The organism is Streptomyces sp. NPDC002490, assembly GCF_040296045.1.
Classification (GTDB): Bacteria; Actinomycetota; Actinomycetes; order Streptomycetales; family Streptomycetaceae; genus Streptomyces.
In genome coordinates, this window is record NZ_JBEOWM010000002.1 from 133,841 (window position 1) to 158,419 (window position 24,579).

At 74.2% G+C, this 24,579-nt stretch carries 18 protein-coding genes; 6 read left to right on the forward strand and 12 right to left on the reverse strand.

What is annotated here, in order from left to right; all coding sequences use genetic code 11:
- Positions 1-22: 22 nt before the first annotated feature.
- The 5 genes from ABT092_RS01865 to hrcA form a co-directional block, all read right to left on the reverse strand.
- Positions 23-3,253 carry a S41 family peptidase gene (locus ABT092_RS01865; RefSeq protein ID WP_351238658.1) on the reverse strand — a complete coding sequence of 1,077 codons (3,231 nt, stop codon included), beginning with the start codon at positions 3,251-3,253 and terminating at the stop codon, positions 23-25.
- Between the two features lie 115 nt (positions 3,254-3,368).
- The gene (locus ABT092_RS01870) at positions 3,369-4,127 is read right to left on the reverse strand and encodes a 16S rRNA (uracil(1498)-N(3))-methyltransferase (protein WP_351238660.1); all 759 of its coding nucleotides are present in this window, start codon (positions 4,125-4,127) and stop codon (positions 3,369-3,371) included.
- Complete coding sequence (locus ABT092_RS01875) at positions 4,124-5,197, reverse strand: nitronate monooxygenase (protein ID WP_351238662.1); 1,074 nt, start codon at positions 5,195-5,197, stop codon at positions 4,124-4,126. Before ABT092_RS01875 ends, ABT092_RS01870 begins: the two co-directional genes overlap by 4 nt.
- 261 nt (positions 5,198-5,458) lie before the next feature.
- Entirely contained in the window at positions 5,459-6,595 is a 1,137-nt protein-coding gene (dnaJ, locus tag ABT092_RS01880; protein ID WP_351238664.1) for a molecular chaperone DnaJ, read from the reverse strand.
- Complete coding sequence (gene hrcA / locus ABT092_RS01885; protein ID WP_351238666.1) at positions 6,596-7,612, reverse strand: heat-inducible transcriptional repressor HrcA; 1,017 nt, start codon at positions 7,610-7,612, stop codon at positions 6,596-6,598.
- A 191-nt stretch (positions 7,613-7,803) separates the two neighbouring features.
- Here hrcA and ABT092_RS01890 point away from each other — a divergent pair, with 191 nt between their 5' ends.
- From ABT092_RS01890 to ABT092_RS01910, 5 genes are all read left to right on the forward strand, one after another.
- Positions 7,804-8,598: an MBL fold metallo-hydrolase gene (locus tag ABT092_RS01890; protein ID WP_351238668.1), complete on the forward strand. Its 795-nt coding sequence runs from the start codon at positions 7,804-7,806 to the stop codon at positions 8,596-8,598.
- Positions 8,599-8,687: 89 nt separating this feature from the next.
- Positions 8,688-9,497: a DUF3097 domain-containing protein gene (locus ABT092_RS01895; protein WP_351238670.1), complete on the forward strand. Its 810-nt coding sequence runs from the start codon at positions 8,688-8,690 to the stop codon at positions 9,495-9,497.
- A 358-nt stretch (positions 9,498-9,855) separates the two neighbouring features.
- Entirely contained in the window at positions 9,856-10,563 is a 708-nt protein-coding gene (locus tag ABT092_RS01900; RefSeq protein WP_351238672.1) for a hypothetical protein, read from the forward strand.
- Positions 10,560-11,234 (forward strand): hypothetical protein, encoded by a 675-nt coding sequence (locus ABT092_RS01905; protein ID WP_351238674.1) that lies wholly within the window; start codon positions 10,560-10,562, stop codon positions 11,232-11,234. Before ABT092_RS01900 ends, ABT092_RS01905 begins: the two co-directional genes overlap by 4 nt.
- Positions 11,231-13,075 carry a hypothetical protein gene (locus tag ABT092_RS01910; protein WP_351238676.1) on the forward strand — a complete coding sequence of 615 codons (1,845 nt, stop codon included), beginning with the start codon at positions 11,231-11,233 and terminating at the stop codon, positions 13,073-13,075. Before ABT092_RS01905 ends, ABT092_RS01910 begins: the two co-directional genes overlap by 4 nt.
- A gap of 33 nt (positions 13,076-13,108) precedes the next feature.
- On the opposite strand, the gene hemW is transcribed toward ABT092_RS01910, so the two are convergent.
- The 4 genes from hemW to lepA all read right to left on the reverse strand — a co-directional run bounded on the left by hemW (position 13,109) and on the right by lepA (position 21,316).
- Positions 13,109-14,341 (reverse strand): radical SAM family heme chaperone HemW, encoded by a 1,233-nt coding sequence (hemW, locus tag ABT092_RS01915; protein WP_351238678.1) that lies wholly within the window; start codon positions 14,339-14,341, stop codon positions 13,109-13,111.
- 56 nt (positions 14,342-14,397) lie between these two features.
- On the reverse strand, positions 14,398-16,689 hold the full coding sequence (locus tag ABT092_RS01920; protein ID WP_351238680.1) for a SpoIIE family protein phosphatase: 2,292 nt from the start codon (positions 16,687-16,689) through the stop codon (positions 14,398-14,400).
- 576 nt (positions 16,690-17,265) lie between these two features.
- Positions 17,266-19,155, reverse strand: coding sequence for an AMP-dependent synthetase/ligase (locus ABT092_RS01925; protein ID WP_351238682.1), 1,890 nt, complete (start codon positions 19,153-19,155; stop codon positions 17,266-17,268).
- 295 nt (positions 19,156-19,450) lie between these two features.
- A complete protein-coding gene (gene lepA / locus ABT092_RS01930; RefSeq protein ID WP_351238684.1) occupies positions 19,451-21,316 on the reverse strand; it encodes a translation elongation factor 4 in 1,866 nt (621 codons plus the stop codon).
- 306 nt (positions 21,317-21,622) lie between these two features.
- On the opposite strand from lepA, the gene rpsT reads away from it, so the two are divergent.
- Positions 21,623-21,889, forward strand: coding sequence for a 30S ribosomal protein S20 (rpsT, locus tag ABT092_RS01935; RefSeq protein ID WP_351238686.1), 267 nt, complete (start codon positions 21,623-21,625; stop codon positions 21,887-21,889).
- A gap of 261 nt (positions 21,890-22,150) precedes the next feature.
- On the opposite strand, the gene holA is transcribed toward rpsT, so the two are convergent.
- From holA to ABT092_RS01950, 3 genes are all read right to left on the reverse strand, one after another.
- Positions 22,151-23,137 (reverse strand): DNA polymerase III subunit delta, encoded by a 987-nt coding sequence (gene holA, locus ABT092_RS01940; RefSeq protein WP_351238688.1) that lies wholly within the window; start codon positions 23,135-23,137, stop codon positions 22,151-22,153.
- 75 nt (positions 23,138-23,212) lie between these two features.
- Positions 23,213-23,458 (reverse strand): hypothetical protein, encoded by a 246-nt coding sequence (locus ABT092_RS01945; protein ID WP_351238690.1) that lies wholly within the window; start codon positions 23,456-23,458, stop codon positions 23,213-23,215.
- A gap of 55 nt (positions 23,459-23,513) precedes the next feature.
- A complete protein-coding gene (locus tag ABT092_RS01950) occupies positions 23,514-24,392 on the reverse strand; it encodes a YceI family protein (protein WP_351238692.1) in 879 nt (292 codons plus the stop codon).
- Positions 24,393-24,579 lie beyond the last annotated feature (187 nt).

The window sequence follows — 24,579 nt, forward strand, 5'->3', positions numbered from 1 at the left end:
GGCCGGGCCGCCCCCGGGCGGGTCACGGCAGGGACGGGGGCACTTTCGCCGGGCGTTCGGCGAGGGCGGCCAGGGCGATGCGGACCGCCTCGTCCAACTGCGGGTCGCGGCCCGCCGCGTGGTCCTGCGGAGTGGGGACGACCTCGACGTCCGGGTCGACGCCGTGGTTCTCCACGGCGAAGCCGTACCCCTCCAACCAGATGGCGTACTTGGGTTGGGTGACGAGGGTGCCGTCCACCAGTCGGTAGCGGCTGTCGATGCCGACGACCCCGCCCCAGGTGCGGGTGCCGACGACCGGCCCGATGCCGAGCGCCCGGATCGCGGCGTTGACGATGTCGCCGTCCGAGCCGGAGAACTCGTTGGCGACGGCGACCACCGGACCGCGCGGGGCGTCCTGCGGATAGCTCGACGGGACCTGGCCGCGCGGCAGGTTCCAGCCCACGATCCGGCGGGCCAGCTTCTCCACCACGAGTTGGGAGGTGTGGCCGCCGCGGTTCTCCCGGACGTCCACGACCAGTCCCTCCCGCATGACCTCCAGCCGCAGGTCGCGGTGGATCTGCGCCCAGCCGGGCGCCTGCATGTCGGGGACGTGGAGGTAACCGAGGCGCCCGTCCGAGAGTTCGGCGACCCGGGCCCGCCGGTCGGCGACCCAGGCGTGGTAGCGCAGCGGTTCCTCGTCGTCCAGCGGGACCACCACCACGTGCCGGGGCGTTCCGCCGGCGGCGGGCAGCACGGTCAGTTCGACCGGTTTGCCGGCGGCGCCGGCGAGCAGCGGGGCGGGGCCGGTCACCGGGTCGACCGGCCGGCCGCCGACGGCGAGCACGGCGTCGCCGGCGCGCACCGCGACGCCGGGGGCGGCCAGCGGGGAGCGGGCCCGCGGGTCGGAGGTCTCCGAGGGCAGCACCCGGTCGATCCGCCAGTGCCCGTCCGGGTGGCGGGACAGGTCGGCGCCGAGCAGGCCCTGGGCCTCGCCGTGGCCCCAGCCGCCGCCGGGGACCACGTAGGCGTGGGAGGTGCCGAGTTCGCCGTGCACCTCCCACAGCAGGTCGACGAGGTCGTCGTGGGTGGCGATCCGGTCGAGGACGGGCCGGTAGCGGTCGAGGACGGCGTCCCACTCGACGCCGCCGAGGTCGGCGCGCCAGAAGTGGTCGCGCATCAACCGGCCGGTCTCCGCGTACATCTGGCGCCACTCGGCGGCCGGGTCGACCTGGTGGCGGATGCGGGAGAGGTCGACGGTGAGGTGCGTGTCGCCGTCCTCCTCGGAGGGGGCGCGCCGGTCGCTGGGGACGATCTTGAGGGCGCCGTCCGTCCAGAGCAGCACCCGCTTGCCGTCGCCGCTGACGGCGAAGTGGTCGGCGGCCGAGGCCAGGTGCTCCACCCGGCGCTGGGCGAGGTCGTACCGTTCCAGGTCGGCCTTGGGGGAGGGGTCGTCGGGGGTGGCTCGGGCGGTGCCGAGGACGCCGACGACCGGGTGCCGCAGCCACAGGACGCCGTCCTTGGCGGCGCGCAGGGTGGTGTAGCGGCCGGACTCGACGGGGAACGGAACGATCCGGTCGGCGAGCCCGTCGAGGTCCACGCGGGTGGTGGGGGTGCCCTCGCCGTCCGGGGTCTCGTCCTTGTCAGGGGTCTCGAAGGGCCGGCCGTGGCGCTGCGGGCCGAACGGGGACGGAGTGGTGGCGGCGAGCGTGATCAGGTGCGGGCGGGAGCCGCCGAGGAACGCCAGGTCGAAGACGTGCTCGTCGTAGACGGGGTCGAAGGCCCGGGCGGAGAGGAACGCGAGGTGCTTGCCGTCCGCGGTGAAGGCGGGGGCGTAGTCGCGGAACCGCAGCGGGGTGGCCTCGGTGACGGTGCCGCCGGCGAGGTGGGCGAGCTTGAGCTGGCAGAGCGGCTCGGGCCCGGGGTGCGACCAGGCGAGCCAGCCGGAGTCGGGCGAGAAGGTCAGCCCGGAGGCGTCGCCGTGTTCGCTGCGGTCGAGCTCCCGGATCTCGCCGGTGGCCCGGGTGAGCAGCAGCACCCGGCCGTCGTGGGAGGCGACCGCGGCGTGCGCGCCGTCCGGGGCGACGGCGAGGTCGAGGACCCGGCCGAGGCGGCCGGCGCCGATCCGGTGGGGCGTCGGCCCCTCCGGCGCCGTCCCCGCCGCGGGGACCTGCCGCTCGGCCGGGGTGCCGGTGGCGGGGGCGAACTCCAGGGCGTCCTCCCCCTCGGCGTCGGTGACCCACACCACGTGTTCGGCCCCGTCCGCGCGGAAGGTGCGCGGCATCCTGGCCCGCACCCCGGGCGCGGCGGCGAGGACCCGGGCGGGGCCCTCGCGGTGGGTGACCCAGTGGATCGAGCCGCGGACGGAGACGGCGCTGCCGCGGCCGGTGTGGTCCGGCCGGGCGGCGCCGAACCAGCGGGCCGCGCTGACGGGGTGGGGCTGGAGGTCGGTGCGCTGGCCGCCGAGGCGGACGTCCAACCGGCGCGGGGCGGCGTCGGAGAGGTCGTCCAGCAGGAACAGTTCGCCGGCGCTCGCGTACACCACCCGGGTGCCGTCGCCGGCGGCGTGCCGGGCGTAGAAGCCGTCGACGGGGGTGTGGCGGCGCAGGTCGCCGCCGTCGGCGAGGGAGGAGTACAGGGCGCCCACGCCTTCGTGGTCGGAGAGGAACGCGATCCGCTCCCCCGCCCACACGGGGTACTCGACGTTGCCGTCGAGGTCCTCGTGGAGCCGGACGAAGGTGCCGTCGCCATCCCGGTCGATCCACAGCTTGCCGGCGGTGCCGCCCCGGTACCGCTTCCACCAGGCGGCCTCGCGGCCCATCGGGGCGGAGAGCAGCACCACCGTGCCGTCGGGTCCGGTCACCACGTGGCCGACCGGCCCGTACGGCAGGGTCTCGGCGGGGCCGCCGTCCAGGGGCACCGCGCGGGCGAGGCTGCGGCGCAGGCTCGCCTGGTCGTGGGTGGCGAGGGCGAGGACCCGGCCGTCCGCGGTCCAGCCGCGGACGGCGGTGCGCGGGGACCCCCAGTGGGTGAGCCGCCGGGAGGGGCCGCCGTCGACGGGCGCCACGTGCACCTCGGGGGCGCCGTCCCGGGTGGAGGTCCAGGCGACCGTGGTGCCGTCCGGGGAGATCCGCGGATGGTGCACGGGCACGTTGTCGGCGCTGACCCGCCACGCGCGACCGCCGTCGAGCGGTGCGATCCAGACGTCGTCCTCTGCTGTGAAGGCGACCAACTCGCCGTGGACGTGCGGGTACCGGAAGTACGCAGACTGAGTCACCTGATCACCCTAGGCAGGGGTGGGTCTCCCGGTCAGCGGTTTCGATCACTTCGGGCCAGCTCAGGGGCGTTTCGGTGCCCGCTTCGGGTCGGTTTCCGATGGCTCCCGGACGGCGTCAGTCCCAGCGGCCGGTGCGGCTGAGCACCAGCGCGGTGGCGACGGTGCCCGCGGTGGAGGTGCGCAGCACGCTGGGGCCCAGTCGGTACGCGCCCGCCCCGGCCTCGGTGAACGCCGCCAACTCCTCCGGGGACACGCCGCCTTCGGGTCCGACCACGAGGACGATCTCGCCCCGTGCGGGGAGTTCGGCGGTCGCGAAGGGCTCGCTGCCGTACTCGGGGTCCTCGTGCAGGACGGCCGCGAAGTCGGCGGCGGCCAGCAGGGCGGCGACCTGCTTCGTGGCCATCGGCTCGGAGACCTCGGGGAAGCGCACCCGCCGGGACTGCTTGCCCGCCTCTCGGGCGGTGGAGCGCCACTTGGCGAGGGCCCGGGCGCCCCGGTCGCCGCGCCACTGGGTGACGCAACGGGCGGCGCTCCAGGGGACGATCGCGTCCACGCCGGTCTCGGTCATGGTCTCCACGGCGAGTTCGCCGCGGTCGCCCTTGGGCAGCGCCTGGACCACGGTGATCCGCGGGTTCTCCACGGGCTCCTCCGCGTGCGAGCTGAGGAGGACGATCAGCCGGTCCTTGCCCTCGGAGCCGATGACCGAGCAGTCGGCCCAGCGGCCGAGGCCGTCGGTGAGGACGACGTCCTCGCCGGGGCGCAGCCGCTTCACCGAGACCGCGTGCCGGCCCTCGGGTCCGTCGAGGACGTACCGTCCGCCGGGGGCTTCGAAGTTCTCGTCGAAGGGGGGTACGACGAAGACGGGTGCGGTCATGCGGTCCTCCCGTGGGCCAGGACGTCCGCGGCGTCCTCGATCTCGGCGGTCAGCGTCTCGACCAGTTCCCCGGCCGGCAGTTCGCGGGCGAGCCGGTGCCCCTGCCCGGCCCAGAGTGCCATGCCCTGCGGGTCGACGGCCTTGGCGGCGGCCTTGCGCAGCGGCGCGGTCAGGTGGTGCACCTGCGGGTAGGCGGCGGGGGCGTACGGTCCGTGTTCGCGCAGGAAGCGGTTGACCAGGCCGCGGGCGGGGCGACCGGTGAAGGCACGGGTGAGTTCGGTGCGGACGTACAGCGGGTCGGTGAGGGCCTGTTTGTGCATGAGGTGGGCACCGGACTCGGGGGTGGGCACGAAGGCGGTGCCGAGTTGGGCGGCGTCCGCCCCGGCGGCGAGGGCGGCGGCGATCTGGGCGCCGCGCATCAGCCCGCCGGCGGCGATGACGGGTATCCCCACCTGGGCCCGGATCAGGGGCAGCAGGGTGAGCAGGCCGATACCGGCGGCGTCGTTGTCGAGGCTGTCGCGGTGGGTGCCCTGGTGGCCGCCGGCCTCGACGCCCTGGGCGATGACGCCGTCCGCGCCGGCCCACTCCACGGTGCGGGCCTCCTCCGGGGTGGTGGCGGTGACCAGGGTGAGGGTGCCGACCTTGCGCAGGGCGTCGATGACCTCGCGGGTGGGACAGCCGAAGTGGAAGGAGACCACGGGCACCGGGTCGTCGACGAGGATCGCCAGCTTGGCGTCGTACCCGTCGTCGCGGCCGTGCTCCGGGTCGCCGAGTTCGACGTCGTACCAGGTGGTCTCGCCGGCGAGTTGGTGGCCGTAGACGGCGACGACCGCCGGGTCCGCGTACTCCGGTTGGGGCATGAACACGTTCACCCCGAAGGGTCGGCCCGTCAGGCTCCGCAGCTGTTTGATCTCCTGGTACATGCCGTCCGCCGTCTTGTATCCGGCGGCGAGGAAGCCGAGTCCGCCCGCGTCGGACACCGCAGCGGCGAGCTGCGGCCGGGACACCCCACCCGCCATGGGTGCCTGCACGATCGGGCGCGAAAAGAGATCGGTCAGCGCGGAGGACATGGACGCATGTTGTCACGTCCGCCACACAAGTCCGAATCCAGCCGTACATTTGGCATATTCGGCCGCCGGTACTCCTCTGCATATCGGCCATCACGGGCCGCTGTCGCTGGTCAGCGGCGTACTTGAGGATTGGACCAGCCGCACAGCGGCGATTGTCGGCCACTCCCCTGGTCCACACGGGTGTTGACAAGGGTGCGCCCCTCGCTTCCGGACCTCGGAAGGAGGGGCGCACCTCACGGAGCGTGGCGACCGCACTACGGGTCAGCGGCCGTTGAACGCGTCCTTCAGCCGGGAGAACAGGCCCTGCTGACCTGGCTGGAACTGACCGGTCGGTCGCTCCTCGCCGCGCAGCTTCGCCAGCTCCCGCAGCAGCCGTTCCTGTTCCGGATCGAGCTTGGCGGGGGTCTGCACCTCGACGTGGACGATCAGGTCGCCGCGACCGCCGCCGCGCAGATGGGTCACCCCGCGACCGTGCAGCGGGATCGACTGGCCGGACTGGGTGCCGGGCCGGATGTCGATCTCCTCCAGTCCGTCCAGCGTCTCCAACGGCACCTTCGTCCCCAGCGCGGCGGCCGTCATCGGGATGGTCACCGTGCAGTGCAGGTCGTCGCCGCGCCGCTGGAAGACCGCGTGCGGCAGCTCGTGGATCTCGACGTAGAGGTCACCGGCGGGACCGCCACCGGGGCCCACCTCGCCCTCGCCGGCGAGCTGGATGCGGGTGCCGTTGTCGACACCGGCCGGGATCTTCACGGTCAGCGTGCGGCGGGAACGGACCCGGCCGTCGCCCGCGCACTCGGGGCACGGGGTGGGCACCACGGTGCCGAAGCCCTGGCACTGGGGACAGGGCCGGGAGGTCATGACCTGGCCGAGGAAGGACCGGGTCATCTGCGAGACCTCGCCCCGGCCGCGGCACATGTCGCAGGTCTGGGCGCTGGTTCCGGGCGCGGCGCCCTCGCCGTTGCAGGTGGTGCAGACCACGGCGGTGTCGACCTGGATGTCCTTGGTGGTCCCGAAGGCCGCCTCGTCCAGCTCCACCTCCAGCCGGATCATCGCGTCCTGCCCGCGCCGGGTGCGGGAGCGCGGGCCGCGCTGGGACGCCGTGCCGAAGAAGGCGTCCATGATGTCCGAGAAGTTGCCGAAGCCACCCGCGCCGAAGCCGCCGGCGCCGGCGCCGCCCGACTGGGACAGCGGATCGCCGCCGAGGTCGTAGACCTGCTTCTTCTGCGGGTCCGACAGCACCTCGTAGGCGGCGTTGATCTCCTTGAACCGCTCCTGGGTCTTCGGATCGGGGTTGACGTCCGGGTGCAGCTCGCGCGCGAGCCTCCGGAACGCCTTCTTGATCTCGTCCTGGGACGCGTCGCGGCGCACGCCGAGTACGGCGTAGTAGTCCGTGGCCACTTACGACTCCGCCAGGATCTGTCCGACGTAACGTGCCACTGCGCGTACTGCTCCCATCGTTCCCGGGTAGTCCATGCGGGTCGGGCCGACCACGCCGAGCTTGGCGACTGCCTCGCCGCCCGAACCGTAGCCCACCGACACCACGGACGTGGAGTTGAGTCCCTCGTGGGCGTTCTCGTGACCGATCCTTACGGTCATGCCCGAATACTCGGCCTCGCCGAGGAGCTTGAGGAGCACGACCTGCTCCTCCAGCGCCTCCAGCACGGGCCGGATGGTGAGGGGGAAGTCATGTCCGAAACGGGTGAGGTTGGCGGTGCCGCCGATCATCAACCGCTCCTCCGTCTCCTCGACCAGCGTCTCCAACAGGGTGGAGAGGACGGTCGAGACACTGCCCCGGTCCTCGGCGTCGAACACCTCGGGCAGGTCCTGCACCAACTGCGGCACGTCGGTGAAGCGCCGGCCGGCGACCCGGCTGTTGAGCCGGGCCCGCAGATCGGCGAGGGAGGTCTCGCCGAAGGGGGCGGGACAGTCCACCATGCGCTGCTCGACCCGGCCGGTGTCGGTGATCAGGACCAGCATCACCCGGGCCGGGGCCAGGGACAGCAGCTCCACGTGCCGCACCGTGGAGCGGGTCAGGGACGGGTACTGCACGACGGCGACCTGCCGGGTCAGCTGCGCGAGCAGCCGGACCGTGCGGCCCACCACGTCGTCGAGGTCCACCGCGCCGTCCAGGAAGTTCTGGATGGCCCGGCGTTCCGGGGCCGTCATCGGCTTGACGCCGGCCAGCTTGTCCACGAACAGGCGGTAGCCCTTGTCGGTGGGGATGCGCCCGGCGCTGGTGTGCGGCTGGGCGATGAACCCCTCCTCCTCCAGCGCCGCCATGTCGTTGCGGACGGTCGCCGGGGACACCCCGAGGCTGTGCCGCTCGGTCAGCGCCTTGGAACCGACCGGCTCCTCGGTGCCGACGTAGTCCTGGACGATGGCGCGCAGCACCTCCAGCCTGCGTTCGCTGAGCATCGCGCACCTCCAGCTCCGTCTGCCCCAGCGGTGGACCCGCCCGGCCCGGTGGACCGGAGCTTGGCACTCATCACCTTCGAGTGCCAGCGTCCCCAGCCAAGTGTACGGCCGGTGGGCGTGCCCGGAGCAAGGCCGTGACACGTGCGGCTGTCGCCGACCCGGGCGCGGGGGCGGTGATCTAGCGTCACGGCATGCGAACGACACGGGACATCGCCTGGGCGGCGGAGGGTTGGGAGCGGATCGCTCCGCGGGTGGGACGGCGCAGGCTGCCCGGCTGGGACTGCACGGTCGGACTGGTGGCGGGTGAGCGCGGCGCCCTGCTGGTGGACGCCGGGTCCACCCTGCGGGAGGGCGCGGAACTGCGGGAGCAGACGGGGCGGCTGCTGGGCGGGCGGGGTGTGACGCACATCGCGCTCACCCATCCGCACTTCGACCACGTCTTCGGAGCGGCGGCGTTCCGGGACGCCGAGGTCCACGGGGCCGGCGGGCTCGGAACGGTCCTGGTGACCGGGCGCGAGGAGCTGCGGACCGATGCGGTGCGGCACGGGGTCGCCCCGGAGGAGGCCGCGGCGGCGGCCGGCGCGCTGCGCGCCCCCGGGGTCGAGGTGGCGGACGTGTGCGCCCTGGACCTGGGCGGCGTGTCGGTGGTCCTGGCGAACGCGGGTCCGGGGCACACCGGGCAGGACCTGGTCGTGGTGGTCGGCGACCGGTCCGCCGGGAGTCCCCCGGTGGTGTTCTGCGGCGATCTGGTCGAGGAGTCCGGCGAGCCCCAGGCCGGCCCCGACGCCTGGCCGGACCGCTGGCCCGGGGCGCTGGACCGGGTGCTCGCCCTCGGCGGTCCGCACGGGCGGTACGTGCCCGGGCACGGGGCCGTGGTGGACGCGGACTTCGTCCGGGCCCAGCGGGCGGAGCTCCACGCCCGGTGCGCCCCCGACGACGGGGCTCCGGGGGCGCCAGGGGCCGGGGCGGCGGGGCGCCCGGGCTGAGGGGCGTCCGAGGGCGGATCCGGGGGCTTGCGCCACCGTCCGCGCGCCCCTTTCCGGGGCGGGACCGGTCGGCGTTCTATCGTCTCGGGATGCGTCAGTACCCGGCGGACCTGACTCCGCCCTGGAAGAAGCGGGCCGCGGTGCCCGAGGTCGCGGCCGAGGTGGACCTGGTGGTGGAGGAGGTCGACACGGGCTTCTGCGGGGCGGTGGTCCGGGTGGAGGCCGGGACCGTCACCCTGGAGGACCGGTTCGGCAAGCACCGGGTCTTCCCGATGGCGCCCCGCGGCTTCCTGATCGACGGGGCACCGGTCACCCTGGTCCGCCCCGGCCGGCCGGCCCCGCAACGCCCCGCCCGCACCGCTTCCGGTTCCGTCGCCGTGCCGGGGGCGCGTGCGCGGGTCGCGCGCGCCGGGCGCATCTACGTCGAGGGCCGCCATGACGCGGAGCTGGTCGAGAAGGTGTGGGGGGACGACCTGAGGGTGGAGGGGGTCGTGGTGGAGTACCTGGAGGGGGTGGACGACCTGCCGGCGATCGTCGCCGAGTTCGCCCCGGGGCCGGACGCCCGCCTCGGCGTCCTCGTCGACCACCTGGTGCCCGGCAGCAAGGAGTCCCGGATCGCCGCCGCCGTGACCGATCCGCACACCCTGGTCGTCGGCCACCCCTTCGTGGACGTCTGGCAGGCGGTCAAGCCGGCCGCCCTGGGCATCGCGGCCTGGCCCCGGGTGCCCCGGGGCCAGGACTGGAAGACGGGGGTGTGCGCGGCGCTCGGCTGGCCCCCGCACACCGGCGCCGCCTGGCAACACGTCCTGTCCCGGGTGCACAGCTACCAGGACCTGGAACCGGAGCTGCTGGGTCCGGTCGAGCACCTCATCGACCACGTGACGGTGGGGTTCAGCTAACTATCCGCCCCACCCTGAACACCCGCCCCACCTGGGAAAAGAAATAGTCAACAAGCTTGCAGAAAGCCTTAGTTGACGGGCCCGGGCGCCTATACCATCGCCTGCCCGGGGAGCCCCTGCGCACCCCGGGAGGGGGAAGGGGGACGCCATGGTCGAGGCGGGCGAAAGACCTGCGGCACACCGGTCCGGACCGGGGCGGCGACCGGTCGGGGCAGGGCTCGCCCTGCTGGTGGCCGCGCTGCTCACCGGCTGCTCGGGCGACGGGGGGCCGGCGCCGTCCGGGGCTGGTCCCTCCACGTCGGGGGCGTCGGCGAGCGGCGCACCGCCCTCGACGTCCGTACCGTCCTCTGCGTCCGGGGTGGCATCCGGGCCCCCGTCTCCGACGCCCGCCGCCCCGTCCGCTCCGGTACCCCCGACCGCCGCGGAGCCGCCGACCTCGACCTCGGCCGCCGGGGAGCCGCCGACGGAGGGGACGACGGGGGCCGCCGCGCTCTGGGGCGGGGAGTACGCCGGCACCGCGGAGGTGTCGGTCGAGGTCCACGACTACTGCGGGGCGGGCGGGGCGCGCCGGTCGGCGGACCGCGCGACCTACTCGTTGCCCGGCACCCTCAGCCTCAGCCGGCCCCGCACCGGCGGCGGATTCACCGAGGACAATCCGTTCTCCCTGGTCCTCGCCATCGGGCAGCCCTCCGACTCCGGGGCCCTGTCGCTGTGGTCGGCCGCCGTCAGCACCACCTCGGGCCAGGACCTCTCGGGGAACCCGCGGGACCCGAACCTGCTGCTGACGTACTGGGACCTGGACTGGTCGGACGGGCGGCTGACCGGGCGGCTCACCGACCCGCACACCCAGGAGGCGGTGGCGCTGAACCTGTTCAACTGGTCCACGGAACTCGTGCCGTGCCGACCCGAGTTGGGGCAGCTCCCGGGCGCCCATCCGCACGCCCTCGCCGCCGGCACCACCCTCGACGGGCGGCTGGACGACGGCGGTCTGTCGCTGACCGCGCAGGGCACCACCCAGGACGGCCTGCTCGCCTTCCGCTTCACGTTCACGGGGAGTTCCTCATGACGGACACCGCACCGACCGGACGGCCGGGACGCCAGCGGCCCGGACCGGGCGCCGACCCGCTCGACGGGTGGGGCGTGCGCGTCGCGCAGTGGGCCGGGTGCCGGGAGACCTCGGTGGCCGCCCAGCTCGCCCGGGCCTACGCGGCCGGCGGGGCGGAGCGCCGGAACCTGTTCCGCACCGGGCGGCACGCACCGGGCGGGCTGGGCGGCGGCATCGAGACCGTGCTGCCGCACCTGCTGGACGCACTGGCGTACGCGGGGGGCGCGCTGAAGGCCGCCCTCGGCAGCCCGTACGTCAACAACGCGGTCGCCACCGCGGCGCTGGCCCTGGCCCTGCGGCAGCACGCCGAACGGTCCGGGCGGCCGGCGGACGAGGGAGCCGCCCCCGCGGCCGGCGAGGGTCCGAACGAGGAGGTCGTGGCGGCGGCGGTGCGCGCCTACGAACGGCTCCGGGCCCGCCGGGTCGATCCCGCGACGGCGGAGGCGCTGGTCTCCCGGTTGGTCCACCGCTTGCTGACCTCCGAACGGCCCGAGGAGGTGGCGGCCTTCCTGGACGCCCTGGTGGCCGCCGAGCCGCCGGCGCCGGTGCGGGCCTCGCGCCGGGACCGGCTGCGGCGGATCACCGGGAAGCTGCGCCGTCCGGGCGGAGCCACGGGGACCGGCGGACGATGACCGCGCCCCCAGCGGCGGACGGCGGGCGGCGGCGACGGACGGTCTGGGGGCCGCCGCCCTGGTTGTGGCTGATCGTGGTGCTGCTCGCGGCGCAGGCCCCCACCGGGCTGTTCGCCACGCACCGACGGGCGGCGGCGGTGGTGCGGGAGTGGCAGGAGGTCGGTGGGGGCGGTCGCCTCACGGTCGGGGTCCTGACCCTGGTCCAGTCCCTGCCCCTGGCCGTGGCCCTGGCCGCCGCCCTGGTGCTGCTGTCGCCCCGGGTCCGGATGCGGCTGGTCGAGCGGTGGAACGGGCTGATGGCCCCGGACGACCCGCGGGTGGCACCGGACACGGCGGTCGTCTACGCGGAGATGCAGCGCTTCCTCACCGCCCGTGCGCCGGGCACCGTCCTGCGGGTCAGCAACCAGGTGCAGCAGCTCGCCCGGGTCTACCCCGGCGGGCGGCGCACCGCCCGGGTCGGCGTCTTCGTGCCGATGGTCACACTCTGGGACGAGGACCGGGACGCGGCCCGCGCGGCCCTGCTGCACGAGTTGGGACACCTACGGGCCGGGGAGCAGCACGTCTGCGGGCTCGGCAGTCCCTTCGTCGCGCTGGTGGTGCTCTGGCCGTACCTGCTGCTCGCCTTCGGGGTGCTGCCGGTGGCCCTGTTGTTCCTGGACGGGAACCCGACCGCTCCGCTGATGGGGGCGCAGGCGGTGCTGGTGCTCCTGGCCGTGCCCAAGTTGCTGCTGGTCGTGGTGGGCGCGCTGTGGTCCGCGGAACTGGCCGCCGACCGGTACGCGGGGCGGGCCGCCGGCCGGGAGACGCTGCGGCGCGGGTTCGACCGGGTGGAGCGGGGCGCGCCGGGTGGGCTGGCCCGGCTGTACCACCCGCCGATCCGGCTCCGCCGCTGGTTCGCCGCCGAGCCCGATCGGTGGGCCCGTCAGCTGTTGCTGGTCCTGTGGTGGCCGGCCGCGGTGCTCGTGGAGGCGCTGCTCGACCTGCTCGGTGGGGCGCTGGCCCTCCGACTGCTGGGCGGGGAGTGGGACGGCTGGGACGCCGCCTGGGGCGCCGCCCTGCGGCTCGCCCACGACCAGTTGGCCGGGGGGCCGCTGTGGTGGGGCGTGCTGGTGGCCCTCGTCGGGTGGCCGTTGGTGGCCCGCCGATGGCCGCGGGGGTGGGGGTGGCACGGCGGGGAGCGCGGCGGGCTCCCGCGCGGGGCGTACGCGACGGGGGCACTGCTCCCGGTGGTGCTGCTCTGCCTCGGGCTGCTGCCCGGGCCGACCGGCCCGGGCACGGTGTCCGACGGGCCGGCCCCTTCGGCGACGCCTTCGGCGGGCCCCGGCGACCTGCCCTCGCCCTGTCCGAGCCGATCCGCCCCCGCGCCGCCCTCGCCGCCGACCGACCTGCCGTCCTTCGAGGACCCTCCTCCGTCGGGTGCCGCTCCGGTGGCGCCGGGGCGGGAGCGCGCCTTCCGCACCGTGCGGGTGCGGACGGTGACACCGCTGTCGGGCACCCCGCCGGGCACGGCCCGGGACCTGGCCGACCGCCTGGGACGCGCACGGTGGCGGCTGACCGCGGACGGCACGCTCACCGCGGACCTCGACGCGGTCCCGGCCCTGCGCACCACCTCGGTGGGCGGTGCCACCCGGCTGCTGTACGGGGAGCGGACCGGAACGACCGAGGTCAGCGCCACCACGACCTGGGTGTGGGCCCGGTTGCACACGCCCGGGGGCCGGCCCCCCGAACTGCACCTGGTCCGGGCGGCCACCCTGGCCACCCGGGCCGTGGTGGCCTGCCGGGCCTCGGCCTCCACCACCACCTCGGCGGCCCGTCTGGTGCTGGAGCTGGGCGCTCCCTGACCGCCGGGCGCCGGCGTGCGCGCCGGGGTGTCCTCAGTCCACGAGGTCCCGGACCACCGCGTCCGCGAGCAGGCGTCCCCGCAGGGTCAGCACCGCCCGGCCGCGGCGGTGCGGCTCGGCTTCGAGGAGCCCGTCCGCGAGGGCGCGGTCGGCCGCCGCCCGGCCCCGGGGCTTCAGCAGGTCCAGCGGGCAGCCCTCGCTCAGCCGCAGTTCCAGCAGGACGCGCTCCACCCGCCGGTCCTCGGCCGACAGCAGCTCCCGGCCGGCGCCCGGGGAGCGCCCCTCGGCCAGCGCGGCGGCGTAGGCGCCGGGGTGCTTGACGTTCCACCAGCGCACCCCGCCGACGTGGCTGTGCGCGCCGGGGCCCGCGCCCCACCAGTCCGCGCCCCGCCAGTACAGCTCGTTGTGGAGGCAGCGGCCGGCCTCGGAGGTGGCCCAGTTGGAGACCTCGTACCAGGTGTAGCCGGCGGCGGCGAGGGCGTCCTCGGCGATCAGGTACCGGTCGGCGTGCACGTCGTCGTCGGTCATCGGGATCTCGCCGCGGCGGATCCGCCGGGCCAGTCGGGTGCCCTCCTCCACGATCAGCGCGTAGGCCGACACGTGGTCCGGGCCGGCGCCGACCGCCGCCGCCAGGGAGGCGCGCCAGTCCTCGTCCGACTCGCCGGGGGTCCCGTAGATGAGGTCCAGGTTGACGTGGTCGAAGCCGGCCGCCCGGGCCTCGGCGACACAGCGCTCGGGCCGGCCCGGGGTGTGGGTGCGCTCCAGCACCTCCAGGACGTGCGGGCGGGCGCTCTGCATGCCGAACGAGATCCGGTTGAAGCCGCCCTCGCGCAGCGCGGCCAGGTACGCCGGGTCGACGGAGTCCGGGTTGGCCTCCGTGGTGACCTCGGCGTCGGGGGCGAGCCCGAACTCGTCGCGGACCGCGGCGAGCATGCGCACCAGGTCGTCCGCGGCGAGCAGGGTGGGGGTGCCGCCGCCGACGAACACGGTCCGCACCGGCCGGGGGTCGTCGCCGAGCACCTTGCGGGCCAGGCGGACCTCGTCCACCAGGGTCGCCGCGTAGTTGTCCCGGGAGGCGAGGACGCCGCCGGTGCCGCGCAGCTCGGTGGCGGTGTACGTGTTGAAGTCGCAGTACCCGCAGCGGGTCGCGCAGTAGGGGACGTGGAGGTAGAACCCGAGGGGCCGGTCGGCGGCGCCGACGAGCGCATCGGCGGGCAGCGCCCCGGTCTCGGGCACGGCCTCGCCCTCGGGGAGTACGGCAGGCATGCACCCATTGTCCCCCGTCCCGGCGGTGCGCCCGCACCGGTCGGGGGACGGTCCCGTCACACGGCCTGGAGGACCAGGATGGCGAGGTCGTCCTCCGGGGCCTCGTCGCCGAAGGCGTGCACCTGCCCCCGCAGCCGGGCCGCGATGGCGTCGGCGGAGAGGCCGGCGCAGCCCGCGAGGGCGACGGTCAGCCCTTCCCCGTCGTCGAACTGCCGGCGGTCGGCGCTGCGGCGTTCGGTGACCCCGTCGGTGACGCACAGCAGGGTGTCGCCCGGCGCGAGGACGAAGGAGTCCGCCCGGTAGGTGGCGTCCTCGACCACGCCCAGCAGCACCTGGGACCGGCTGACCACGGACACCTCCCCGTCCGGGCGCAGCACCAGGGGCAGCGGGTGGCCGGCGGAGGCCAGGGTGCAGCGGACCCCGTTCGGGGTGGGCACCAGTTCCCCGTACAGCGCGGTGAGGAAGCGCGGCATGAAGCCCTCGGGCGGCAGCGGGCCGCCCTCGGCGCCGGCGAGCGCCCGCGCCCCCGCCTCGGCGGCTTCGGTGGCGTCGTCCAGCAGCAGGCGGTTGATCCGGTCGAGGACCTCGCCGACCGCGTACCCCTCGCGGGCCAGCAGCCGCAGCCACGGCCGGGCCAGCCCGATCACCACCGCCGCCTCCGGTCCCTTGCCCTGGACGTCGCCGAGGGCGAAGCACCAGCGGCCCGGGCCGGCCGGGAACACGTCGTAGAAGTCCCCGCCGGGGCCGCCGCGCTCCCGCGGTTCGTAGACCAGGGCGCTGCGCATGCCCGGGATCTCGGCGACCGAACTGGGCAGCAGGCCGCGTTGCAGGACCCGGCTGATGGTGGCCTGCCGGGTGTACTGGCGGGCCGCCCCGATCGCCAGGGCGACCCGGCGGCAGAAGTCCTCGACCAGGCCGGTCACCTCGTCGGGGAAGCGCAGCAGCCCCGAGCGTCCGATCAGCAGGGTGCCGAGCAGACGGCCGGCCACCACCAGGCGGAAGGCCACGGCGGCGCCCAAGGACTCGCCGGACCCCAGCGCGGCGCCGGGCCAGCGCACCGGGACGCCGCCGGTGCGCAGCGGGTCGCCGGTGAGCACCGGGGGCTCCTTCTCCAGCGCCCGGCGCAGTTCCTCGATCCGGTCCTCGCTGCCGTGCCAGACCCGGGCCAGCCGGTGGTGGCCCGGGGGCAGGGTGCCGGAGCTTGAACCGGTCCGGTCGGCCTCGTCGCTGAGCCAGACCGCGCACCAGTCGGCGAGGCGGGGCACCAGGAGCTGACCGGCGAGCGTGGCCACCAGGTCCTCGTCCAGTTGCCCGGCGAGCAGTTCGGACGCCTCGGCCAGGAACGACAGGGCGCCGCGCCCCACCCAGTCGGGTTCGCCGCCCGGCGCCCACAGGGTGGCGTCGGCGGCGCGCGGGGGCAGGGTGAGCGCCGGGCCGGAGGGCAGCGGGCCGGCCGGGCCGGAGGTGCCGTCCTCACCGGCCGCGGGCACCGCGGCCCAGCCGGGACCGGTGGGGCGGGTGCCCTCGGGCGGGGAGCCGGCCATCACTCCGTAGCCCGCCACCGCCTCGTAGCCGGGCATGGCCACCTCGTCCACCGTGCCCCGGGCGTCGGCGAGGGCGCCGGGCAGGCCGAAGCCGCGGGGGCGGGCGGGGAGACGGGCCCACACGGTCTTGGTGCCGGGCCGGTAGGTCACGCCCCAGGCGGTGGCGAGGCGGGCGACGAGTTGGAGGCCCCGGCCGTATTCGGGTGCGTCGCTGGTGCGGGCCGCGGTGGCGCCGTTGATGGGGCGGGCGGGGTGCAGGTCGGAGACCTCGATCACCAGGGCGCCCCGTGCCTGCGGACCGTCCGCGGCGGCCCGTCCGTCGACGGTCCGGGGCGGGTGCGCGCCGGGAGCGTCCGGGTCCCCGGCGGCTTCGGACGCGGGGGCCGGGCCCGGCAGGGGATCGGCGTCCGGTGCGGGGACCTCCGCATGCGCGGGAGCGTGCGCCGGTGCATGCGGGGCCTCGGCGCGGGGCGGGCCCTGGGTGACGGTGTCCCGGTCGTCCCGGTCCTCCGGGTCACCCCGGCGTTCCGAAGGGTCCCGGTCGTCCCGGGCGTCGAACGCGTCGACGTCCTCCGGAGCGTGCTCCTCCCAACGGCAGAGCAGCCCCACGTCAGTGCCGGCGTGGACGACGGCATTGGTCACCAACTCGCTGACCAGCAGGGTCGCGTCCTGCACCAGACGGTCCGGTATCCCGGGTGCTGGCGGTAGGCCCTCCGGAGCCTCCCCGCCCTCCTCGGCCGCACCGTCACGGGCCCACCGCCCGAGGACCTCACGGGCGAACACCCGCGCGGCCGAGGGCGCCAAGGAATTCCCTGGTAGTGACGTGCGTGCCACGCGCGCGCCCGCGCGCCCCCTTGCTCGACGTACACCGGTGGCTCCGGCCACTCCGGCACGGACCGTGCTCTCCCGTCGCATCGGAACGGACCCCACTCCTACGGCTGCTGGGAACTTCGGACGAATGTGCCTCGGGCGACAAGGACAGGGTGACAGACCGACCGTGCCCATACGCACCGAGTGACCGAACTGGGTCACCCCGAACGGTGGAGCAAGATGCGCTCGACAGGACGAGGACACCCCCTGCACGGCCGGCGAACCGGCTACCGCGAACGGCGTACCCCGGACACGCTCGCCCGCCCGGGCGGAAGCCCTTGGGAGCCGATCATGCGGGGACCAGCAGCACCGCAGGGTGTCTCCGGTCGCCCCGCCGGGACTCCGGCGGGCGGCCCGGGCCCGGGGATTCAACCCCTGGGCGGGAGCACGACCGCAGGGAGCGAGGGCACCCCGAGCACGGGGATGCGCCGGAGTCGGAAGCACAGCACACACAGGGGGCGCACGGTAGCAACCGACCGCCGTCGGTTCCGCCGTGCGCCCCGGGCGCGTTCAGGCTTCCTTCGTGCCCGCGTACATCTCGTCCAGCAGGTGCCGGAACTCCCGCTCCACCACCGGCCTCTTCAGCTTCAGGCTCGGGGTCAGGTCCCCGTGCTCGACGTCCAGATCGCGCGGCAGGATGCGGAACTTCTTGACGGTCTGCCAGCGTTGGAGATCCCGGTTCAACTCGTCGACGTACCCCTCGACCAGGGCCGTCGTCGCCGGCTCGGCCAGCACCTGCGCATAGCTGCGGTCGGCGAGGCCGCGCTCGGCCGCCCACCCCAGGATCGCCGTCTCGTCGAGGGCGACGAGCGCACTGCAGAAGTTGCGGTCCACCCCGTGCACCACGACGGCGGAGACGTACGGGCAGAGCGCCTTGAGCCGACCCTCGATCTCGGCCGGGGCCACGTACTTGCCGCCGGAGGTCTTGATGAGGTCCTTCTTGCGGTCGGTGATCTTCAGGTACCCGTCCTCGGAGAGCACCCCGATGTCCCCGGTGTGCAGCCAGCCGTCGCTCTCCAGCACCTCGGCGGTCTTCTCGTCCAGCCCGTGGTAGCCCGCCATGATGCCGGGGCCGCGCAACAGCACCTCGCCGTCCTCGGCGATCCGCACCTCGGTCCCGGGCAAGGGCTTGCCGACCGTGCCGGTGCGGTACGTCCCGGCCCGGTTGACGAAGGAGGCCGCGGAGGACTCGGTGAGGCCGTAGCCCTCCAGGACGTGGATGCCGGCGCCGGAGAAGAAGTACCCGATCTCGGGGGCGAGGGCCGCCGACCCGGAGATGCAGGCGCGCAGCCGACCGCCGAACGCCTCGCGCAGCTTGGCGTAGACGAGGGCGTCGGCCACCTTGTGCCGGGAGCGCAGTCCGAGCGGGACCTCGGCCCGCCCGGTGCGGCGCAGGGCGTCCTGGGAGGCGCGTGCGTACTCGCGGGCGACGGCGGCGGCCCACTGGAAGATCCGGTACTTGGCGGCGCCGCCCGCCCGGGCCTTGGCCGCCGCCCCGTTGTAGACCTTCTCGAAGATCCGGGGCACCGCGGCCATGTACGTCGGCCGGACCACCGGCAGGTTCTCGACGATCCGGTCGATGCGGCCGTCCACCGCGGTGACGTGACCCAGGTCGATCTGGCAGGAGAGCAGCACCTTGCCGAAGACGTGGGCGAGCGGCAGCCACAGGTACTGGACGTCGTCCTCGCGCACCAGGCCGGTCCCGGCGATGGCCTTGGCCAGGTACGACCAGTTGCCGTGCGGCAGACGCACGCCCTTGGGGCGGCCGGTGGTGCCGGAGGTGTAGATGAGGGTGGCGAGCCGATCGGCGGTGATCGCCGCGACGCGGTCCCGGACCGCCTCCGGTCGCCGGGCGAGCAGGGTCGTGCCCCGGGCCTCCAGTTCGGCGAGGGTCAGCACCCAGCCCTCGGGGTCGTCCGGGTCGGGTGCGTACCCCTCGGCGTCGACGAGGACGACACGGGCCAGTTCGGGCAGGTGCGCGCGGGACGCCCGGGCCGCGGCGAGGTGTTCGACGTTCTCCACGACCAGCACCCGGCTGCCGGAGTCGGCGACGATGTACGCCGCCTCGGCGGCGGTGGTCTGGGGGTAGACGGTGGTGTTGGCCGCGCCCGCGCACAGGATGCCCAGGTCGACGAGGATCCACTCCACCCGGGTCGCGGACATCAGTGCGACCCGTTCCTCGGGCGCCACGCCCAGGTCGACGAGCCCCGCGGCGATGGCGTACACCCGTTCGGCGGTCTGCCCCCAGGTCAGGGACCGCCACTCGTCGGGCCCCCGACCGGAGGCGGAGGGCACCGGATACCGGTACGCCTCGGCGTCCGGGGTCCGTTCGACGCGGTCCTGGAACAGGTGGGCCACCGAGGGCGGCCGGTTCTCGATCAGGGTCTGGTTGTCGCTCACGACGTCCTCCGGGCCCGCGACAGTGCGTGGTGCGTCCGAACTGTGTGCGGCTGGTGCGGCTGGGGGTGACTGCCTGCTTGACTCACAAGTGACTACCGGGCAGTGATCAGACTAGGACGGACGTTCCCCCTGCGTAAGGGGCCGGACGCGCCGGCCGGTAACGGTTCTCGATCGGTGCGGACACGGCCGGGACCGCCGGGGTCCGGCGAGGTGCGGCCGGTGGACGTGGCGACGGGCCCGCCGCCACGTCACCGTGGCGACGGGCCCGTCGCGGGACGCCGTCGTGCGGGTCAGCTCACTTCTTGGCCTTGCCGCCGTCGTCGCTGGAGAGCACGGCGATGAACGCCTCCTGGGGGACCTCCACGGACCCGACCATCTTCATCCGCTTCTTGCCCTCCTTCTGCTTCTCCAGCAGCTTGCGCTTCCGGGAGATGTCACCGCCGTAGCACTTGGCGAGGACGTCCTTGCGGATGGCGCGGATGGTCTCCCGGGCGATCACCCGGGAGCCGATCGCGGCCTGCACCGGCACCTCGAAGCTCTGCCGCGGGATGAGCTCCCGCAACTTGGCGACCAGCCGGACCCCGTAGGCGTACGCCTGGTCCTTGTGGGTGATCGCCGAGAAGGCGTCCACCTTGTCGCCGTGGAGCAGGATGTCCACCTTGACGAGCTGGGCGGTCTGCTCGCCGGTGGGCTCGTAGTCGAGGGAGGCGTAGCCGCGGGTCTTCGACTTCAGCTGGTCGAAGAAGTCGAAGACGATCTCCGCGAGGGGCAGGGTGTAGCGGATCTCGACCCGGTCCTCCGAGAGGTAGTCCATGCCGAGCATCACACCGCGCCGCGCCTGGCACAGCTCCATGATCGAGCCGATGAACTCGCTGGGCGCGAGGATCGTGGCCCGCACCACCGGCTCGGACACCTCGTCGATCTTGCCCTCGGGGAACTCGCTCGGGTTGGTGACCACGTGCTCGGTGCCGTCCTCCATGGTCACCCGGTAGACCACGTTGGGGGCGGTCGCGATCAGGTCGAGGCCGAACTCCCGCTCCAGCCGCTCCCGGACCACGTCCAGGTGCAGCAGCCCGAGGAAGCCGACGCGGAAGCCGAAGCCCAGCGCGGCGGAGGTCTCCGGCTCGTAGACCAGCGCGGCGTCGTTGAGCTGGAGCTTGTCGAGCGCCTCGCGCAGGTCCGGGTAGTCGGAGCCGTCCAGCGGGTACAGACCGGAGAAGACCATCGGCTTCGGGTCCTTGTAGCCGCCCAGGGCCTCCTCGGCGCCCTTGTGCTGGCTGGTGATGGTGTCACCGACCTTCGACTGCCGGACGTCCTTCACGCCGGTGATCAGATAGCCCACCTCGCCCACGCCCAGCCCGTCCGCGGGCAGCATCTCGGGCGAGCTGACGCCGATCTCCAGCAGCTCGTGGGTGGCACCGGTGGACATCATCCGGATGCGCTCGCGCTTGCTGAGCTGGCCGTCGATGACCCGGACGTAGGTGACGACGCCGCGGTACGAGTCGTAGACCGAGTCGAAGATCATCGCGCGGGCGGGCGCGTCGGCGACGCCGACCGGGTGCGGCACCTCGGCGACGACCCGGTTGAGCAGGGCGTCGACGCCCACCCCGGTCTTCGCCGAGACCTTCAGGACGTCGTCGGGGTCGCAGCCCACCAGGTTCGCCAGTTCCTCGGCGAACTTCTCCGGCTGGGCGGCCGGCAGGTCGATCTTGTTGAGCACCGGGATGATCGTGAGGTCGTTCTCCATCGCCAGGTACAGGTTGGCGAGGGTCTGCGCCTCGATGCCCTGGGCGGCGTCCACCAGCAGGACGGTGCCCTCGCAGGCGGCGAGCGAGCGGGACACCTCGTACGTGAAGTCCACGTGTCCCGGGGTGTCGATCATGTTGAGGATGTGGGTGGTCCCCAGGTCGGGGCCCTCGGTCGGCGCCCAGGGCAGTCGGACCGCCTGGGACTTGATCGTGATGCCGCGCTCCCGCTCGATGTCCATGCGGTCGAGGTACTGGGCGCGCATCTGCCGCTGCTCGACCACCCCGGTGAGCTGGAGCATGCGGTCGGCTAGCGTGGACTTGCCGTGGTCGATGTGCGCGATGATGCAGAAATTGCGGATCAGAGCCGGGGCGGTACGGCTGGGCTCTGGCACATGCTGAGAGGTCGCGGGCACGCAGGGTCCTGTCTCTTGAGGCTTCTCACGCCTCGGCTCGGATCGTTACGTAGCCCCCATCGTCCCATGGGTGGCGGACTGCGGCCGGTTTGGGCCGCCCGCGGGCCGACTGGTAGCCTGGGCCGCTGTGTCTCCTGCCCTCTCGGCCGGGGACACGAGGCGGAACGCCGGAGTCCCGGCGGTCCGCGCGGCACCCCGGTCCGACCGTCCCGTACGGCCCCGGCCCGTGGCGTCACCGACGAAAGACATCACCGGCGCGTGCGGGTCCCGTCCCGTGCTCGCCTCTGAACCTGAAAAGGCTCCTTCGTGGCGAACATCAAGTCCCAGATCAAGCGGATCAAGACCAACGAGAAGGCCCGGCTGCGCAACAAGGCCGTCAAGTCCTCTCTGAAGACCGCGATCCGTCGCACCCGCGAGGCCGTCGCCGCCGGCGACGTCGAGAAGGCCACCGCCGCGCAGCGCGAGGCTTCGCGCAAGCTCGACAAGGCCGTCTCGAAGGGCGTCATCCACAAGAACCAGGCCGCCAACAAGAAGTCGGCCCTGGCTTCCCAGGTCGCCGCCCTCAAGGGCTGAACCGTGCGCGTGGGGCCCGCCCCCACGCCCGGGACCGCGGTACGGACCGGGTCGTGACACCGTCACGCACCCGACCCGCCGCATCGACTTGACGCCGGAGGGGACCCAGCGGGCCCTCTCTTCCGCTCCCGTCCGGCACCTCGAACCGGTACGCGGCCTGCGTTCGCCACGCGGGTACCGGATCACCATCGTGGACCGAGGGCCCCGCACCCCGCCTTCCCCAGGCGCGGTGCGGGGCCCTCGGCGTGCGCGGACGGCTTCTCAGTTCCGGCGGGAGCGGGCCGCCCGGGCGATCGCGACCACGGCCTTCTCCAGGGCGTACTCCGGATCGTCGCCACCGCCCTTGACCCCGGCGTCGGCCTCCGCGACCGCCCGGAGCGCCACCGCCACCCCGTCCGGGGTCCAGCCGCGCATCTGCTGACGGACCCGGTCGATCTTCCACGGCGGCATGCCCAGCTCACGGGCGAGGTCGGCCGGCCGGCCGCCGCGGGCCGAGGAGAGCTTGCCGATCGCCCGGACCCCCTGAGCCAGCGCACTGGTGATCAGCACCGGGGCGACCCCGGTCGACAGGGACCAGCGCAGCGCCTCCAGCGCCTCCGCGGCCCGCCCCTCGACGGCCCGGTCGGCGACCGTGAAGCTGGATGCCTCCGCCCGGCCGGTGTAGTACCGGCCCACGACCGCCTCGTCGATGGTGCCCTCGACGTCCGCGACGAGTTGGGCCGCCGCCGACGCCAACTCCCGCAGATCGCTGCCGATCGCGTCCACCAGCGCCTGGCACGCCTCCGGGGTCGCGGACCGGCCCAGCGCGCGGAACTCGCCGCGGACGAAGGCCAGCCGGTCGGCGGGCTTGGTCATCTTCGGGCAGGCCACCTCTCGGGCGCCGGCCTTGCGTGCCGCGTCCAGGAGCCCCTTGCCCTTGGCCCCGCCGGCGTGCAGCAGCACCAGGGTGATCTCCTCGACGGGCGCACCGAAGTACGCCTTCAGCTCCTTGACGCTGTCGGCGGAGAGGTCCTGGGCGCCGCGGACGACGATGACCTTGCGTTCGGCGAAGAGCGAGGGGCTGGTGAGCTCGGCGAGGGTGCCGGGCTGGAGTTGGTCGGAGGTGAGGTCGCGGACGTCCGTGTCGGCGTCCGCGGCCCGCGCGGCGGCCACCACCTGCTGCACCGCGCGGTCGAGGAGGAGGTCCTCCTGGCCCACGGCGAGCGTGACGGGGGCGAGCGGATCGTCGGTTGCGGTCTTCTTGGCCATCACGCCCAAGCATCCCACGTCCCACTGACGCTCCCCGGCGCACGGCGACGGGCGCCGGTCCGGCGGCGGACGCGGTCAGGGTTCCTCGCGCCAGCCCTCCCACTCGGCCGCGAAGTCGTCGAGGCCCCGCGGGTCGAGCCGGCCCTGGGGGTCCTCGACCACCACCAGCCACTGGGCGTCCTCGGCGTCGTCCTCCCCGGCCAGGGCGTCCCGGACGAGTTGGGGCTCCTCGCGCACCCCGAACCGCTCGGCCAGGGCCTCGGCCGCCTCCTCCGCGGCGTCCCGGTCGGGCAGCACCAGCACGTGTCTCACGTCGCTCACCCGGCCATTGTCCGGCACCGGGGCGGGCCCCCGCGCCGGCGGGGGCCGGTCGCCGTCAGCCCTTGGGCACGACCTGGATGTCGAGGGCGACCTCGATGCTGGGGCCGATCGCCGCGATGCCCCGGGCCAGCATGGTCTGCCAGGTGATGGTGTAGTCGTCGCGGTGCAGTTCGGTGGTGGCCCGGCAGGCGGCCCGGGGTTCGCCCTCCATGCCGTTGCCGAGGCCCAGGTACTCGGTGTCCAGCGTCACCGTGCGCGTCACGCCGTGCAGGGACAGCGCACCCACCAGGTGCCAGCGGCTGCCGCCCCGGTGGACGAACCGGTCGCTGTAGAACTCCAGGGTGGGGAAGCGCTCCACGTCCAGGAAGTCCCCCGACCGCAGGTGGTCGTCCCGCATCTTCACGTTGGTGTCGATGGAGGCCGCGTCGATCACCACGTGCAGGGCGGAGTCCTCCATCCGCTCGCCGATCCGCAGGGCGCCGGCGAAGGTGTTGAACCGGCCGTGGATGCGTGCCAGTCCGATGTGGCGCGCGGTGAAGGCGACGGAGGAGTGGGTCGGATCGATCGTCCAGTCTCCGGCGCCGGGCAGCGCCTGCGGCGGCACCGGCTGGAGCAGCACGTCGCCGACCGGGACGTGGGCGCCCTCCGGGACGGTGGCGCTCCCCCGGTAGGGGGTGTACCCCTCGGACTCGACCACCACGCGGTAGTCGCCCACCGGCACGGTCGCCACGAACTGGCCGAAGGGGTCGGTGCCACCGCTGACGACCGGGCGTCCGACCGCGTCGGTGACCGTCAGCTCCGCGTTCCGCACGGGCTCGTTCACCAGGTCGAGGACCCGGCAGCTCAGGACGCCGGCGGATGGGGGCACCGGGACCGCCGAGACGGGGGAAACCCCTCGTGCGTTCTTACGGTTTCCCAGCCAACGGCCCAGCATGCCCGAAACACCCCATGATCGTATGACGTCACTCGACGTTCAACCGGAAAGGCATTCGACCACCTTCGCTCCTTGCGAAGCAAACTCACCGACCTTCCACACTCTCTTACCCATACCTCCACTTCTCCGGGAAATCCCAGTTCAGACCGGGCTATGTCGCCCGTCTCCACTTTCATCCGACCATTCG